This is a genomic window from Alteriqipengyuania sp. (assembly GCF_964222115.1).
Taxonomy (GTDB): Bacteria; Pseudomonadota; Alphaproteobacteria; order Sphingomonadales; family Sphingomonadaceae; genus Alteriqipengyuania.
In genome coordinates this window covers 31,928-46,400 of sequence record NZ_CAXQBM010000016.1, presented here as the reverse complement: position 1 = coordinate 46,400, position 14,473 = coordinate 31,928, and the positions used below count along the sequence as shown (strand labels likewise).

Below are 14,473 nucleotides of genomic sequence, written 5' to 3'. Positions count from 1 at the left end.
AGCATGGCTCGATGGCGACAGCACGGCGTGGGCGATTGTCCCGCTGCGCCATTTCGACCGGCTGCAAGGGGCGGTCCTGCTCGGCAGGCCGCTTATCGACAGGCAGCTCGATTGGGAGGATTTCGACCTCCTCACGGTCGTGGGGCGGCAGCTCGCCAGCTATCTTTCCGAACAGGCAGGGCAGCGCGCGCTGATGGAGGCGGCAAGGTTCGACGAGTTCAATCGCCGGATGGCTTTCGTCCTGCACGATATCAAGAACCTTGCCAGCCAGCTTTCGCTGCTGTCGCACAATGCGCAGCGCCATGCAGAAAATCCCGCTTTCCGTGCGGACATGGTGAAGACGCTGGGCACGAGCACGGACAAGCTGAACGCGCTGATCCATCGTCTGGGACGCTACGGGACCGGTCGCGAAGCGAAGGTCGGCGACGTCGATCTGACTGCACTGGTACGCGAGGTCGGCACGCGTTTCGATTTGAGCGATCGGGTGGAACTGGCAGGCCTTGAAGAATGCATAGTGCGCGGCGACCGCGAGGGTCTGGAGCAGGCGCTCGTCCACCTTATCCAGAATGCGATCGAGGCGAGCCCCGATGGCGTTCCGGTCTGCGTATCCATGAAATGCGAGGGCAGGCGCGCGCTGATCGACATTGTCGACGTGGGCGAGGGCATGGATGCGGCCTTCATTCGCGACAAGCTGTACGCGCCATTCGTAAGCTCCAAGCAGGGCGGGTTCGGGATCGGCGCGCTCGAAGCGCGTGAACTCGTGCGCGCGATGGGCGGACGCTTGCAGGTCCAGTCGCGCGTCGGGCTCGGCACACGTTTCACCATCGAATTGCCGACCAGCGGGTCGAGCGCACAACCAGACGACATATTCACGCAAGAGGCGGCATGATGAGCGAACACAAACCGGAATCGCGGCCCAAGCTGCTGATCGTCGAGGATGACGAAGGGCTGCAGACGCAGCTCAAATGGGCGTTCGAAGGTTTCGAAGTCTTCGTCGCCGGGACGCGCGACGAGGCGCTGACGATCCTGCGGGCCGAGATGCCGCCCGTCGTCACGCTCGATCTGGGCCTACCGCCCGATCCCGACGGGACGAGCGAAGGCTTTGGCGTGCTCGATGCGATCATGGCGCAGAGCCCGCAGACCAAGGTGATTATTGCCAGTGGCCACGGCGCGCGGGAGAGCGCGCTCGATGCCATCGCTGCCGGGGCCTACGATTTCTATAGCAAGCCGGTCGATATCGCGGCGCTGGAGCTGATCGTGACGCGCGCGCTCAATCTCCATCGGATCGAGGCGGAGAACCGCCGGCTTGCGGAGAAGGTCGGCAAGGACAAGACCGTGCTCGGTACACTCATCACCGGGGCGCCGGAGATGGTGAAGGTCGCCCGCACGATCGAACGTGTCGCCAACACGGATGCATCGATCATGCTGCTGGGTGCGAGCGGGACGGGCAAGGAACTGTTGGCGCGCGGCCTGCACGATGCGAGCCCGCGGCGCGGTGGTGCGTTCGTGGCGATCAACTGCGCCGCGATCCCCGAAAACCTGCTCGAAAGCGAGCTGTTCGGGCACGAGAAGGGCGCCTTTACCGGCGCGGTCAAGACCACCGAGGGCAAGATCGAGTGCGCGCACGGCGGCACGCTGTTCCTGGACGAGGTGGGCGACATCCCGCTGCCCTTGCAGGTCAAGCTGTTGCGCTTCCTGCAGGAACGCACGATCGAGCGCATCGGCGGGCGCAAGGCGATCCCGGTCGACACGCGGATCGTGTGCGCAACGCACCGCGATCTCGACGCCATGATCGCCGAACAGACATTCCGCGACGATCTGTATTATCGCCTCGCGGAAATCGTCGTCAGCATCCCCTCACTGGCGGAGCGCCCGGGCGATGCGGGATTGCTGGCCAAGGCCTTCCTCACCCGCTTTGCGCGCGAGATGAACCCGGCGGTGAAGGGCTTCGCGCCCGATGCGCTGGCCGCGCTCGACACGCATGACTGGCCGGGCAATGTCCGCGAGCTGGAAAACCGCGTGAAACGTGCGGTCATCATGGCGGATGGCAAGCTGGTATCGGCGGAGGATCTGGACCTTGTTCCGCCACAAACGGATGTGCTGGACGCGCTCAACCTCAAATGCGCGCGCGAACAGGTGGACCGCAAGGTTATCCGTCGTGCGCTCGCGCGAACCGAAGGCAATATCTCGGGCAGCGCCAAGCTGCTCGGCGTGTCACGCCCGACGCTGTACGACCTGCTCAAGCAGTACGACCTGCAAAATTAGATCTGGTCGACTTCCGCCCCGTGCCTGCGATTGTATCGCATCGACCATGCGAGGGAGAGGCCGATCAGCACCGCGCCGATCAGGCCGGTAAAGCTCTCCGAAATATGGAATTTGGCCGATAGCAACATGATGAGGCCGAGCGCGATGATCGCCCAGAAGGCGCCGTGTTCCAGAAACCGGTACTTGGTCAGCGTGCCCGCGCGAACGAGGTGCACAGTCATCGAACGCACGAACAGCGCGCCGATGCTCAACCCGATGGCGATAATCAGCATGTTGTTGGAAAGCGCGAAGGCGCCGATCACCCCGTCGAAGCTGAAGCTGGCGTCCAGCACCTCAAGGTAAAGGAACCCGCCGAGGCCCGACCGCACGGCGCCTTCGGCAAGCTTGCGGCGCTCCATCTTGTCGAGCACGGTGCCGACCGCATCGACTGCGATGTAAGTGACCAGGCCGAGGATGCCCGAGGTGAGAAATACCATCGCATCGGCGTCCGTCAGCATCGTCGAGATGCCGTACAGGATCAGCAGCAGGACACCGATTTCGGCTGCCCTGATCTCCGAGAAGCGGCGCAGTGCCAGCTCCAGCCCGCGAATCCAGTCGACATCCTTCTCCCCGTCGAAGAAGAAGTTGAGCCCGACCATGGTCAGGAAGGCCCCGCCGAACCCTGCAATACCGACATGGGCGCTACTGACGATCGCCTCGTAGCGTTCCGGATCGTTGAGCGAGAGGTTGATGGCGGAGAGTGGGTCGAGGTTCGCTGCGATGGCGACAATGGCCAGCGGGAAGATGATCCGCATCCCGAACACCGCAATCAGGATGCCCCAGGTCAGGAACCTGCGCTGCCATTTCTCGTCCATTTCCCGCAGCACGGTTGCGTTGACGACCGCATTATCGAAGCTGAGCGATACCTCCAGGATCGAGAGGACGAGGACGATCCAGAGGACCTGTGCCACGCCTTCGGCCGTGCCGGAGATGTTCCATGCATAAACCCCCGCTGCGATGAAGCAGACGAGGGTGAAGATCAACGAGCCGCTGTAGTGCTTGAAAAGGGTGTTCACGACATTCTGTGTCCGTGCTGGTGTCGGCTATAGGGGCCGCTCTGGCAGGTTTGGCTACTTTTTGGGCTGGTATGTCTGGTCCGCTGTCGGGAAGCTGCGTTCGCGCACCTCCTTCGCGTATTGTTCGACCTTGTCGGTAATTTCATCGGCCAAGTTGCCGTATTTCTTCACGAAGCGCGGTACGCGTTCGAACATGCCGAGCATGTCGTCCACCACCAGAACCTGCCCGTCGCACTGCGCCGAAGCGCCGATGCCGATGACCGGGATTTCGAGCGCTTGCGTGAGCGAAACCGCAATCGGCTCGACCACGCCCTCGACCACAACCGCAAAGGCTCCGGCTTCCTGCACCGCCTTGCCGTCCGAGATGATCTTGGCGTGTTCCTCCTGGCTGCGACCGCGTGCGCCATAACCGCCCAGTGCGTTGACCGCCTGCGGGGTGAGGCCGACATGCGCCATCACGGGAATGCCGCGCTGGGAGAGGAAGGAAATTGTCTCCGCCATTGCTTCGCCGCCTTCCAGCTTCACCGCCGCGCAGCCGGTTTCGGCCATGATCCGGCTGGCGCTTTGAAAGGCTTTTTCCGGGCTCTGCTCGTAAGCGCCGAAGGGCATGTCCACCACCACGACCGAGTGATAGCTGCCGCGAACAACTGCGGCGCCATGCGCGCACATCATGTCCAGCGTGACCTGCAAGGTCGAGGGCAGGCCGTAGATCACCTGCCCCAGCGAATCCCCGACAAGCAGGATATCGCAATGCGCGTCGAGCAGCTGTGCCTGCCTGGCGGTATAGGCCGTCAGCATCACCAGCGGCTCTTGGGTTTTGCCATCGGCCTTGCGGTTCTGGATTTTGGGCACCGTCAGCCGCTTCATCGGCTGCGGGGTGGGGGTCGCGCGGCTGGTCGCCGTATCGAGCTGGAATGTGGTCGACATAGCGCGGCGTGCTAGACCGACATTGGGACAAACGCAAAGCGAACCCCTCGACGCGGGCGCAGAATCATTGCAAAAGCGTGACCAATCGAACGGCTGGCCGCGAGCCTGACTGCGGCAGGGAGAGCAATTTCATGGTCGCACAATCGACTGCCACGGGCGAAGGCTGGTCTTCGCGCTCGGCATTTATACTCGCCGCCATTGGCGCGGCGGTTGGCCTCGGCAATATCTGGCGTTTTCCGACGCTGGCAGGCGAGAGCGGGGGCGGGGCCTTCGTGATCTTCTACATTGCCTGCGTTTTCCTGCTGGGGCTGCCGCTGGTGCTGTCGGAGATTTTCATCGGGAAGGCAGGGCAAACCGACGCTGTCGGGTCGATCCGCAAGGTTGCCCAGGATTCGAACGTTTCGGAAGGCTGGGGGATTTTCGGCGGCATCGGAGCGATTGCAGCCTTCCTGATCCTGTCCTTTTATTCGGTCGTCGCGGGCTGGGTGCTCTACTACGTTGGCGTCTTCGGGATGGACCTGATCCAGGCGATTGGCGCGGGCGACCCGTTCCGCGGTGCGCTGATGGGTGAAAGCCAGGAAATGATTCAGGGCCGCATGGGCGATCTGTTTGCCAACCCCGGGCTACTGCTGGCGATGCACTTGGCATTCATGGGGCTGACCCTTTTCATCGTCGCGCGCGGGGTACATTCGGGGATCGAGAAGGCAGCGACCATCCTGATGCCGATGTTCTTCGTGCTGCTGGTGGGGATCACGATCTACGGCGCAGTGGTCGGCGATCTCACCGATACGCTCGCCTTCCTGTTCACGCCCGACTGGTCCAAATTGACGCCGACAGTGATGAACGCGGCGCTCGGCCAGGCGCTGTTCTCGCTCTCACTCGGTGTGGCCGGGCTGATTACCTATGGTTCCTACATCAAGGGTTCGGAAGGGCTCGGCGGGACCTCTGCCATGATCGCGGTGGCCGATACCGGCGTGGCCCTCCTCGCGGGCATGATGATCTTCCCGGTCGTATTCGCCGTGGGTCTGGACCCGGCAGCGGGCCCGACGCTGGTGTTCCAGAGCCTGCCTTTCGCGTTCCAGTCTATGCCGGCCGGGTCGCTGATCGGTTTCCTGTTCTTCGTGCTGATCCTGGTCGCAGCGGTAACCAGCTCGATCTCGCTGCTGGAGGTGCCGACCGCTTGGGGGATCGGCGAACTGGGCTGGAAACGTTCGATGTCGGCTACGGTGTTCGGCGTGGGCGCGTTCGTAGTCGGGATTGCTTGCCTGCTCGGCTACAATGTGTGGTCCGATGTCCGCATCCTGAGTTTTTGGCCGCTGTTTGCCGAGACCGACATCCTCGACACGATCGACGGCTTCACCGGCAAGGTGATGCTGCCGCTGGGTGCGTTGCTGACCTCGCTGTTCGTCGGGTGGCGTGTCGACAGGCGGATGGTGCAGAAGGTTACCGGCCTGAGCGGCGGATGGTTCGCGCTGTGGCGCTTCCTCATCGCATGGCTGTGCCCCATCGCTGTGACCATCATTCTGGTAACCGGATTGTTCCCGAGCATCCTCGGCTGATTACGAATCCGGCTTCCCGAAGTCGCCGAATCGAAATATTAGCGCAGACGCGGTCGGCAGGGCGAGGTGGTCTCGCTTTCGGACCGTGGACCTGCGCCCATGATTTTCGGCCGCGTGAAGCCGCTCGACGCCATTCTGGCGACGGCGGAGAAGAAGTCTCTCCATCGCTCCCTCGGTTGGTTCCAGTTGATGCTGTTCGGCATCGGCTGCGTTATCGGCACGGGGATATTCGTCCTTACCGCAGCGGGCGCACAAAAGGCCGGACCCGGCCTGATGCTGGCCTTCGCCATTGCCGGGGGCGTATGCATTATCGCAGCGCTCTGTTATGCCGAGATCGCCTCGATGATCCCGGTCGCGGGCTCCGCCTACACCTACAGCTATGCCAGCATGGGCGAGTTCCTCGCGTGGACCGTGGGCTGGGCGCTGATTATGGAATACGCGATCGCCGCCGCTGCCGTTTCGGTCGGCTGGTCGGGCTATTTTAGCGGGACATTCCTCAACGAACTGCTCGGCATCCAGTTGCCGCCGTGGCTCGCCGCCGGACCGCTGGCGCTGGGAGGAGCGCCGGGCGGGCTGATCAACCTGCCTGCCCTAATCATAGCGCTGCTGGTCACTGGCCTGCTGGTGGTCGGAACGAGCGAGAGCGCCAAGTTCAATGCGGTGCTGGTCCTCATCAAGGTTACCGCGTTGACCGCGTTCATCGCGCTGACCTTCACCAGCCCTGCTTTCGATGCGGGCCATTTCAATCCGTTCCTGCCGGCAGGCGTGTTCGGTGGATTTGGGTCTGGGCTGGGCGCGGTCGGCGCTGCGGCGACCATCTTCTTCGCCTATGTGGGGTTCGATGCAGTCTCCACCGCGGCGGAGGAGACCAAGAACCCGCAGCGCAATGTCCCCATCGGGCTGGTCGGATCGCTGCTGTTCTGCACCGTGTTTTACATTCTCGTCGCCGCGGGTGCCATCGGCACGATCGGGGGGCAGCCCATCATGGGGCCGAACGGCGTACCATTTCCCGCTGGTTCGGAAGAGCTTGCCCGCCAATGCGCGACCTATGCGGCGGACCAGCTACCGCTCGTTTGCTCGAATGAGGCACTGGCGCATGTGCTGCGCCAGATCGGGTGGTCGAGCATCGGCAACCTGCTGGGCATCGCTGCCTTCCTCGCCCTACCGTCGGTCATCCTGGTGCTGATATACGGGCAGACGCGCATCTTCTTCGTGATGGCGCGCGACGGTTTGCTGCCGGAAAAGCTCAGCCGGGTGCACCCGAAGTTCAAGACGCCCCATGTCGTCACCTTGATGACCGGCGGCGCAGTGGCCATCGGCGCGGCGTTCTTCCCCGTAGGTAAGCTGGCCGATATCTCCAACGCGGGCACTCTTTATGCCTTCATGATGGTGGCTATTGCGCTGCTGGTGCTGCGCCGGCGCGATCCTGCGCGCAAGCGCGCGTTCCGGGTGCCTGCGGCGTGGGTGATCGCGCCGCTCACGATGGCGGGTTGCGTATTCCTGTTCCTGAACCTGCCATACGACGCGATGCTGTTCCTGCCTGGGTGGGGCCTGATCGGGATCGTGATCTATTTCGCCTATAGCCGTTCCCGCAGCCATCTCGGGCGCGGAATAGTCGAAGTGGTGGACGATGTGGCGGGCGATGCCACGATGGTCCCGATCGACCCGCCGCCTGCATGACGTAGAAAGGGGGCGCGGCCTTCGCAGGTCGCGCCCCTTTTATGTGCTAGTGGGGTAATCCGGCCTAGAGCGCGGTTTCCTTGACGTGATCCTTCTCTGCATCCTCGTGCACATTCATGCCCAACGCCATCTTGGCGACGTCTAGCACGCCCATATCACCGTCCCAGATCTCGGCCTCGCCAAGGTCCATCCGCAGGAAGACGATATCTGGATCGTCCTTGCCGCCATCGTACCAGGCCTTCACGAAATTGTTCCAGAAGTGGTCGAAGCGTTCCTGGCTTTCTTCCCTCACCAAGGTGCCGTGGAAGCGGGCGAACATCATATCCTTGCCCTGGAAAGTCGCGGTGACAGGGCCGAGGCGGACGAAATCGCTCTTGGTATGGGTGAAGAACCAGATCGCGCTATCGGCATCCTTGTCCAGCTGCGGGGCCATGGGCACCGCGCTGTCGGACACACCATCCAGCTGCAGGAAGATGTAGGGGCGATCGGCCAGTTCGGCCCAGAATTTCTCTTTGAGTTCCGCGGCCTTGCCGTCTTTGTAACGCATGTGTTTTCTCCTTCGCGGAGAGAACGAGCGACAGGCCGGGTTTGTTTCGTAAAGAGGCGCTATCTCGCCGCCATCGCGGGAAAATAGGCGTCAGGACCCCGCGAAAGGCGTCCCGAAAATGCCCACCGCCAGTTCGGCCCAGACCAGCACCAGCGCGACCAGGATCGCGAGCACCGCGGCCACACAGAATGTCGGGCGCCCGATCAGCCGGATTGCGAGCTCGATCGCCAGCGCGGTCGCGCCCAGCAGCACGGCAGCCACGCCGAAATCGAAGGGTGTCCAATGAACCTCGCCGGTGAACTGCATCGCCAGCAACGGGGCAATGAGAATGGCGACGACAGAACCCCACAATGCCACCCGCCACAAGCGGTTGGTCAGGCCCGAGGTGATCGAAAGATCGTCCATATTGCCTCTCCTCCGATAACATCATGCGTCATCGAGATGACAGTTGCAAGATCGCAATGGGGGTTGTGCATAAGTCCAAGTTACTGAATTGCAGATTTTTCTTCACGGGGGGCTAGGCACGGAAGGGCAGGGAACATATAAAGAACGGATGGCAAATGCCCCGATCCTCGACCGGCTCAAGATCCTTGCCGATGCGGCCAAATATGACGCGTCCTGCGCATCGTCTGGCACCGCGAAACGCAACAGCACGAAGGGCGGGATCGGTAGTACCGAAGGCATGGGCATCTGCCATGCTTATGCGCCGGACGGGCGGTGCATCAGCCTGCTGAAGATCCTGCTGACCAACCACTGCATCTTCGATTGCCACTACTGCATCAACCGTAAGAGCTCGAACGTGCGGCGCGCGCGTTTCACCCCGCAGGAAGTCGCGGACCTGACGCTCAGTTTCTATCGCCGCAATTATATCGAGGGACTGTTCCTCTCTTCGGGCATCATCAAGAGCAGCGACCATACAATGGAAATGATCGTGGAGGCTGCGCGGATATTGCGCGAGGAGCACGATTTCCGTGGCTATATCCACCTGAAGACGATCCCCGAGGCCGACCCGGAGATCATCCATCGCGCCGGGTTCTATGCCGATCGCGTCTCGATCAATGTCGAGTTGCCGACCGATGCGGGGCTAACGCGCCTTGCGCCGGACAAGGACGCGCGGCAGATCGAAGGCGCGCTGGGCAAGACGAAGGACGATATCGTCGAGGCAAAGGACGCGAAAAAGCGTTTCAAGCACGCGCCGCGCTTTGCGCCTGCCGGCCAGTCCACCCAGATGATCGTTGGCGCAGATGCGGCAAGCGATGCGGATATCGTGGGACGGGCAAGCCGGTTGTACGACAATTTCGGCCTGCGCCGCGTCTATTATAGCGCCTTCTCGCCGATCCCCGATGCTTCGGCCGTGCTGCCGCTGAAGCGCCCTCCGCTGATCCGCGAGCATCGCTTGTACCAGTCCGACTGGCTGTTGCGGTTTTATAATTACCGCCCGCAGGAGATTATGCAGGCAACCGAAGCCGACGGGAACCTGCCGCTCGATATTGATCCCAAGCTCGCCTGGGCGCTGAAATTCCGCGAACGCTTCCCGGTCGACGTGAACCGCGCGAGCAGGGAAGACCTGCTGCGCGTGCCGGGGCTGGGGGTGAAGGCGGTGCAGCGCATCCTCGCCTCGCGCCGCCACCGCACCCTCAGGCTGGACGATGTGGCTCGGCTGACCTTCTCGATTGCCAAGGTGCGGCCCTTTATCTGCACGGTGGACTGGCGGCCGACGCGACTGACGGATCGCGCGGACCTGCGCACGCTATTGGCACCCAAGACCGAGCAGCTGGAGCTGTTCGCGGCATGACGGCGATGCAAAACGTCAGGGCTCAAGCGCATTACGTGGTCCAGCTGCCGCGCAGCGACGACTTTGCCTTCTGGCGAGAGCGGGCGCGTGCGTTGATCCAGTGCGATATCCCGCCAGAAAGGATCGCATGGGTGGAGCCGGGCGGAACCGACGATCTTTTTTCTAGTAGCGGCACGCGTTTGCCCGAACCACCCGCCAATGCGCCGCCTGTTCGCGCCGGCAAGCGCTACCTTAGCCTCGCGAAGAACGCCGCGCTGCATAGCGACCCGAACCGCTTCTCGCTGCTCTATCGGCTTCTCTGGCGGCTCCAGCGCAATCCGCGGATCATGGAGGATAAGGCCGATGTCGATGTGCGCCGCGTGGAGGAACTCGACAAGAATGTCCGACGCGACAGCCACAAGATGCACGCCTTCGTGCGCTTCCGGCAGGTCGAAGAGGCGGATGGGGTGGATCATTACGTCGCCTGGTTCGAGCCCGAGCATCACATCCTGCGCGCCAATGCGGGCTTCTTCATGCGGCGCTTTGCCAGCATGCGCTGGTCGATCCTGACGCCGCAGGGGACGCTGCACTGGGATGGCGAAACGATGCGCGAAGGCCCGCCCGCGCAGAAGTCCGATGCGCCCCACGGCGATCCGATCGAGGATTTGTGGCGCACCTATTATGCGTCGATCTTCAACCCCGCGCGTTTGAAGGTGGGGGCGATGCTCTCCGAAATGCCGCGCAAATACTGGAAGAACCTGCCCGAAGCCGCGCTCATTCCCGAATTGGTCGCGGGCGCGCAGAAGCGCGAGAGCGAGATGGTAGCGGCAGGCGAGTTGAGTTTCGAGGAACGGCCGGAGAGCCTGGAAGCGATCGGGTCGGCTATCGAAGCGTGCCGCAAGTGCCCCATCGGCTGCCTGGAGAATCGCGCGGTGATGGGCGAGGGGCCTTCGGATGCTCTCCTGATGATCGTCGGCGAGCAGCCGGGCGATGTCGAGAATCAGGAAGGCAGGCCCTTCGTCGGCCCTGCCGGACAACTGCTGGATGTGCATCTTGAACGCTCGGGGATTGACCGTGGGCGTGCGTACGTCACCAATGCGGTCAAGCACTTCAAGTTCACCATGCGCGGCAAGCGGCGGCTCCATCAAAGCCCGACCGCGAAGGAGATCGACACCTGCCGCTGGTGGATGGAGGGTGAGCGTGCGCTGGTGAAGCCGAAGCTGGTGCTGGCCATGGGGGCTAGTGCGGCGCGCGGCATGCTGGGAAAGACGGTGAGCATCTCGAAGGTGCGCGGCGCGCCAATTGCGCTGGAAGACGGCAGCGAATTATGGATTACCGCGCACCCTTCCTACCTCCTGCGGCTCGACGGCGAAGCGCGCGAGAAGCAGGCTGCACTCTTCGATGCCGACCTGGCCGCTGTTCGCAAGCGGCTCGGCGAACTTGTCGGCTGAACCGTTCGAGGATCGTTCTGCGGCCCCGTGGTTTCGTTGGATGATGCCCAATTTCGTTCGCCAGTTGGAGACGCTCCTGAACCGCGCCGGGATTGCCAGGGCTTCGGCGGATTTCCGGGCCGACAAATGGGTGCTGGTGGCACTCGGCCTGCTGGCTGCATTTGTTGGCGCGCGCGCATGGCTGGCCGAGCATCCGCAGCACGATCCATGGGCGCCGCTCGACCTGCGCGATCCGGCAGGCTGGGCTACACAGGACAAGATCATTGCCCTGCGCGACGACGCGGGAGAATGCCGTGCGGTCCTGACGCGCAGTGAAGTCGCGTTCACCTCTCTCGAACCGCTGGGGGAGGCGCCGTGCCTGCGCGACAACCGCACGCGGCTCGATGATTTTCCCTATGCGGGGGAGCGGGCCGTAACGACCTGCGCTATGGCGGCAGCGCTCGAGATATGGCGGCGTGACAGTGTGCAACCGGCCGCGCAGGAGATCTTCGGGCAGGAGGTGGCCCGGATCGAGCATTTCGGGAGCTTTTCCTGCCGCCGCCTCTATGGGCGCGATGAGGGGCCGTGGAGCCAGCACGCAACCGGCAATGCGATCGACATCGCGGCGTTCGTGCTGGACGATGGCACGCGCATCGCGATCGTCAATCGCTGGGATGTCGACGATGATCGTGCGCAATTCCTGCGCAGGGTTCGCGACGGGGCGTGTAGTGCGTTCGGAACCGTGCTTTCGCCCGATTACAACGAGGCGCACCGCGATCACTTCCACCTCGACCAGGAAGCGCGCGGCTTCGGCGGGGTCTGCCGCTAGCAAAGATCGAGGGCACGCATTTGTGCTGTCCTACAGGCTTGCGACTATGCGAGGTTCGCCGGATGCCGCAACGCGAACGCAGCCCCTTCGTACACGTCAAAAGGTGGCCGCGTACGGGTCCTGTTTTTCGGACTATAACACTGTGTCAGGTGTTTCAGGGCAGGGTGCAATCCGCGCGACGGAGCATGCGGCAGGATGCGCGGTCAGACCGCTTCGAGCGCATATCCGGCCGAACGGACCGTGCGGATCGGGTCTTTCGCGCCATCCAGCTCCAGCGCCTTTCGCAGGCGGCGGATGTGCACGTCGACCGTGCGCAGTTCAATATCGCTGCCCGTGCCCCACACCCCGTCGAGCAGCTGGCCGCGGCTGAACACGCGGCCCGGGCTCTCCATGAAGAACTTGAGCAGGCGGTATTCGGTAGGCCCCAGTTGCAGCGCACGTCCGCGACGCTCCACCTTGTGCGCCACCGGATCAAGCCGGATATCGCCGACTTCGATGGTTTCGCCGGCAAGGGCGGGGCGGATGCGACGCATCACGGCAGCCACGCGGGCGAGCAGTTCGCGCGGGGAGAAGGGCTTGGTCAGGTAATCGTCCGCGCCCGTTTCCAGCCCGCGCACACGGTCGTCTTCCGCCTCGCGCGCGGTCAGCATGATGATCGGGACGTGGGCGGTTTCCTTGTCCCTGCGCAGGCGGCGGCACACCTCGATACCGCTGGTGCCTTCGATCATCCAGTCCAGGATGATCAGGTCGGGCACGTCCTCGCTCGCCATCAGCAGCGCTTCGTCACCATCGGCGGTGACGCGAACCTGGTAGCCTTCGTTCGCGAATCGGAATTCGAGGAGTTCGGCAAGCGCCGGATCGTCTTCAACCAGGATCAGCTTTGCTGCAGGCACCGGATATCTCGCAATTCGCTGTTCTTCGCATGGGTCAGCACGCGAGGATGGCTAGTCAATTATCGTCGTCGTCATCAAGCGGGTAGGAACCCGTGGCCGAGAAATAGACCATTTCGGCCACGTTCGTCGCATGGTCGCCGATCCGTTCGATATTGCGGGCGACGAACAGCAGCTGGGCAGCGCTCGAAATCGTCGCAGGATTTTCGACCATATGGCTGACAAGGTTGCGGAAAACCGAATTGTAGAACGCATCGACCTTCTTGTCCGATGCGATCACTTCCAGCGCCAGAGCAGGGTCGCGCGCGGCATAGGCCGTCAGCACGTCGTGAACCATTTCCGCAGCGACATCGGCCATCGCGGGCAGCAGGGTCAGCGGTTCGAAACGGCTGCGCCCTTCAATGCGGCCGACGCGCTTGGCGATGTTCTTGGAATAGTCGCCGATCCGTTCCACCACGCCGGCGATCTTCAGCGCGGCGATCACTTCGCGCAGGTCGTCCGCCATGGGCGCGCGCAGGGCGATGATCTTGACGGCGAGCCGGTCGACTTCCGCTTCCAGGGTGTCGAGCTTGCGATCATCGGCAACGATCCGCTCGGCAAGCTCCTCGTCGCCGCGGATCAGCGCATCGAGCGCGCCTTCCAGAGCGGTTTCCGCGAGGCCGCCCATCTCGGTGATGAGCCCGCGCAACCGCGTGATGTCCTCGTCGAAGGCTTTGACTGTGTGTTCGGCAATCATCCGTAGCGTCCGGTGATATAGTCTTTGGTCCGCTCTTCCAGCGGATTGGTCAAGATCTGGTCTGTGGGTCCGTATTCCACCATCTTGCCGAGGTGGAAAAAGGCGGTGCGTTGCGAAACGCGGGCGGCCTGCTGCATAGAGTGGGTGACGATCACGATGGCATAGCGGCCTGCAAGCTCGTCGATCAGTTCCTCGATCTTCGCCGTGGCGATGGGATCGAGCGCGGATGCCGGCTCGTCCATCAGGATCACCTCGGGATCGACCGCGATGGCGCGCGCAATACACAGGCGCTGCTGTTGGCCGCCGGAGAGTGCGGTGCCCGATTCGCCGAGCCGGTCCTTGACCTCGTTCCACAGACCCGCGCGCTGGAGCGATTTCTCGACGATCTCGTCCAGTTCGCCCTTGCTGGCGGCAATCCCGTGGATCTTGGGCCCGTAGGCAATATTGTCGTAAATCGACTTCGGAAACGGATTGGGCTTCTGGAACACCATGCCGACGCGCGCGCGCAGTTGCACGACATCCATTCCGCTGGAGTAGATGTCTTCGCCGTCGAGCTCGATATCGCCCTCGACACGGGCCGAAGGGATCGTGTCGTTCATGCGGTTCAGAGTGCGCAGGAAAGTGGATTTTCCGCAACCCGACGGGCCGATAAATGCGGTGACGAATTTGGTCGGGATGTCGATCGACACATCGTCGATTGCCTTCTTGTCACCGTAATAGACCGAGACGTCGCGTGCGCGCATCTTCGGTTCGGCCGTATCGTCCATGTCGTGAATTACAG

Annotated in this window: 14 protein-coding genes; 7 read left to right on the top strand and 7 right to left on the bottom strand. The window is 62.8% G+C overall.

Annotation, left to right across the window (positions count from 1 at the left end; translation table 11 throughout):
• Together ACEQXE_RS02970 and prsR are read left to right on the top strand one after the other, a co-directional pair.
• On the top strand, positions 1-889 hold an 889-nt coding region (locus tag ACEQXE_RS02970), incomplete at its 5' end, for an ATP-binding protein (protein ID WP_370177421.1).
• Positions 889-2,265 (top strand): PEP-CTERM-box response regulator transcription factor, encoded by a 1,377-nt coding sequence (gene prsR, locus ACEQXE_RS02965; RefSeq protein WP_370177424.1) that lies wholly within the window; start codon positions 889-891, stop codon positions 2,263-2,265. The genes ACEQXE_RS02970 and prsR, both read left to right, overlap by 1 nt.
• Here prsR and ACEQXE_RS02960 read toward each other — a convergent pair.
• Both ACEQXE_RS02960 and panB read right to left on the bottom strand, forming a co-directional pair.
• A complete protein-coding gene (locus ACEQXE_RS02960; RefSeq protein ID WP_370177420.1) occupies positions 2,262-3,320 on the bottom strand; it encodes a DUF475 domain-containing protein in 1,059 nt (352 codons plus the stop codon). The genes prsR and ACEQXE_RS02960 overlap by 4 nt on opposite strands.
• A gap of 54 nt (positions 3,321-3,374) precedes the next feature.
• Positions 3,375-4,247 (bottom strand): 3-methyl-2-oxobutanoate hydroxymethyltransferase, encoded by an 873-nt coding sequence (panB, locus tag ACEQXE_RS02955; RefSeq protein WP_370177419.1) that lies wholly within the window; start codon positions 4,245-4,247, stop codon positions 3,375-3,377.
• A 77-nt stretch (positions 4,248-4,324) separates the two neighbouring features.
• Here panB and ACEQXE_RS02950 point away from each other — a divergent pair, with 77 nt between their 5' ends.
• Both ACEQXE_RS02950 and ACEQXE_RS02945 read left to right on the top strand, forming a co-directional pair.
• Positions 4,325-5,806, top strand: coding sequence for a sodium-dependent transporter (locus ACEQXE_RS02950; protein ID WP_370183676.1), 1,482 nt, complete (start codon positions 4,325-4,327; stop codon positions 5,804-5,806).
• Between the two features lie 99 nt (positions 5,807-5,905).
• Positions 5,906-7,486 carry an amino acid permease gene (locus ACEQXE_RS02945; protein WP_370177417.1) on the top strand — a complete coding sequence of 527 codons (1,581 nt, stop codon included), beginning with the start codon at positions 5,906-5,908 and terminating at the stop codon, positions 7,484-7,486.
• A 64-nt stretch (positions 7,487-7,550) separates the two neighbouring features.
• Here ACEQXE_RS02945 and ACEQXE_RS02940 read toward each other — a convergent pair whose 3' ends face one another.
• The gene (locus tag ACEQXE_RS02940) at positions 7,551-8,033 is read right to left on the bottom strand and encodes a pyridoxamine 5'-phosphate oxidase family protein (RefSeq protein WP_370177416.1); all 483 of its coding nucleotides are present in this window, start codon (positions 8,031-8,033) and stop codon (positions 7,551-7,553) included.
• A 90-nt stretch (positions 8,034-8,123) separates the two neighbouring features.
• Positions 8,124-8,438, bottom strand: a complete 315-nt coding sequence (locus ACEQXE_RS02935; RefSeq protein WP_370177415.1) for a hypothetical protein — start codon at positions 8,436-8,438, stop codon at positions 8,124-8,126.
• Between the two features lie 148 nt (positions 8,439-8,586).
• Here ACEQXE_RS02935 and ACEQXE_RS02930 point away from each other — a divergent pair, with 148 nt between their 5' ends.
• From ACEQXE_RS02930 to ACEQXE_RS02920, 3 genes are read left to right on the top strand one after another with little or no spacing between them, the layout of a single operon-like run.
• The gene (locus ACEQXE_RS02930; protein WP_370177413.1) at positions 8,587-9,828 is read left to right on the top strand and encodes a putative DNA modification/repair radical SAM protein; all 1,242 of its coding nucleotides are present in this window, start codon (positions 8,587-8,589) and stop codon (positions 9,826-9,828) included.
• A complete protein-coding gene (locus tag ACEQXE_RS02925) occupies positions 9,825-11,258 on the top strand; it encodes a UdgX family uracil-DNA binding protein (protein WP_370177412.1) in 1,434 nt (477 codons plus the stop codon). The genes ACEQXE_RS02930 and ACEQXE_RS02925 overlap by 4 nt, the downstream gene beginning before the upstream one ends.
• A 40-nt stretch (positions 11,259-11,298) precedes the next feature.
• On the top strand, positions 11,299-12,066 hold the full coding sequence (locus ACEQXE_RS02920) for an extensin family protein (protein ID WP_370177410.1): 768 nt from the start codon (positions 11,299-11,301) through the stop codon (positions 12,064-12,066).
• Between the two features lie 203 nt (positions 12,067-12,269).
• Here ACEQXE_RS02920 and phoB read toward each other — a convergent pair whose 3' ends face one another.
• Genes phoB through pstB form a run of 3 tightly spaced genes read right to left on the bottom strand, consistent with a single transcriptional unit; the run spans position 12,270 to position 14,459 of the window.
• The gene (phoB, locus tag ACEQXE_RS02915) at positions 12,270-12,959 is read right to left on the bottom strand and encodes a phosphate regulon transcriptional regulator PhoB (protein ID WP_370177408.1); all 690 of its coding nucleotides are present in this window, start codon (positions 12,957-12,959) and stop codon (positions 12,270-12,272) included.
• Positions 12,960-13,014: 55 nt separating this feature from the next.
• Entirely contained in the window at positions 13,015-13,692 is a 678-nt protein-coding gene (gene phoU / locus ACEQXE_RS02910; RefSeq protein ID WP_370177406.1) for a phosphate signaling complex protein PhoU, read from the bottom strand.
• Positions 13,689-14,459 (bottom strand): phosphate ABC transporter ATP-binding protein PstB, encoded by a 771-nt coding sequence (gene pstB, locus ACEQXE_RS02905; protein ID WP_370177422.1) that lies wholly within the window; start codon positions 14,457-14,459, stop codon positions 13,689-13,691. The genes phoU and pstB overlap by 4 nt, the downstream gene beginning before the upstream one ends.
• Between the last annotated feature and the right edge of the window lie 14 nt (positions 14,460-14,473).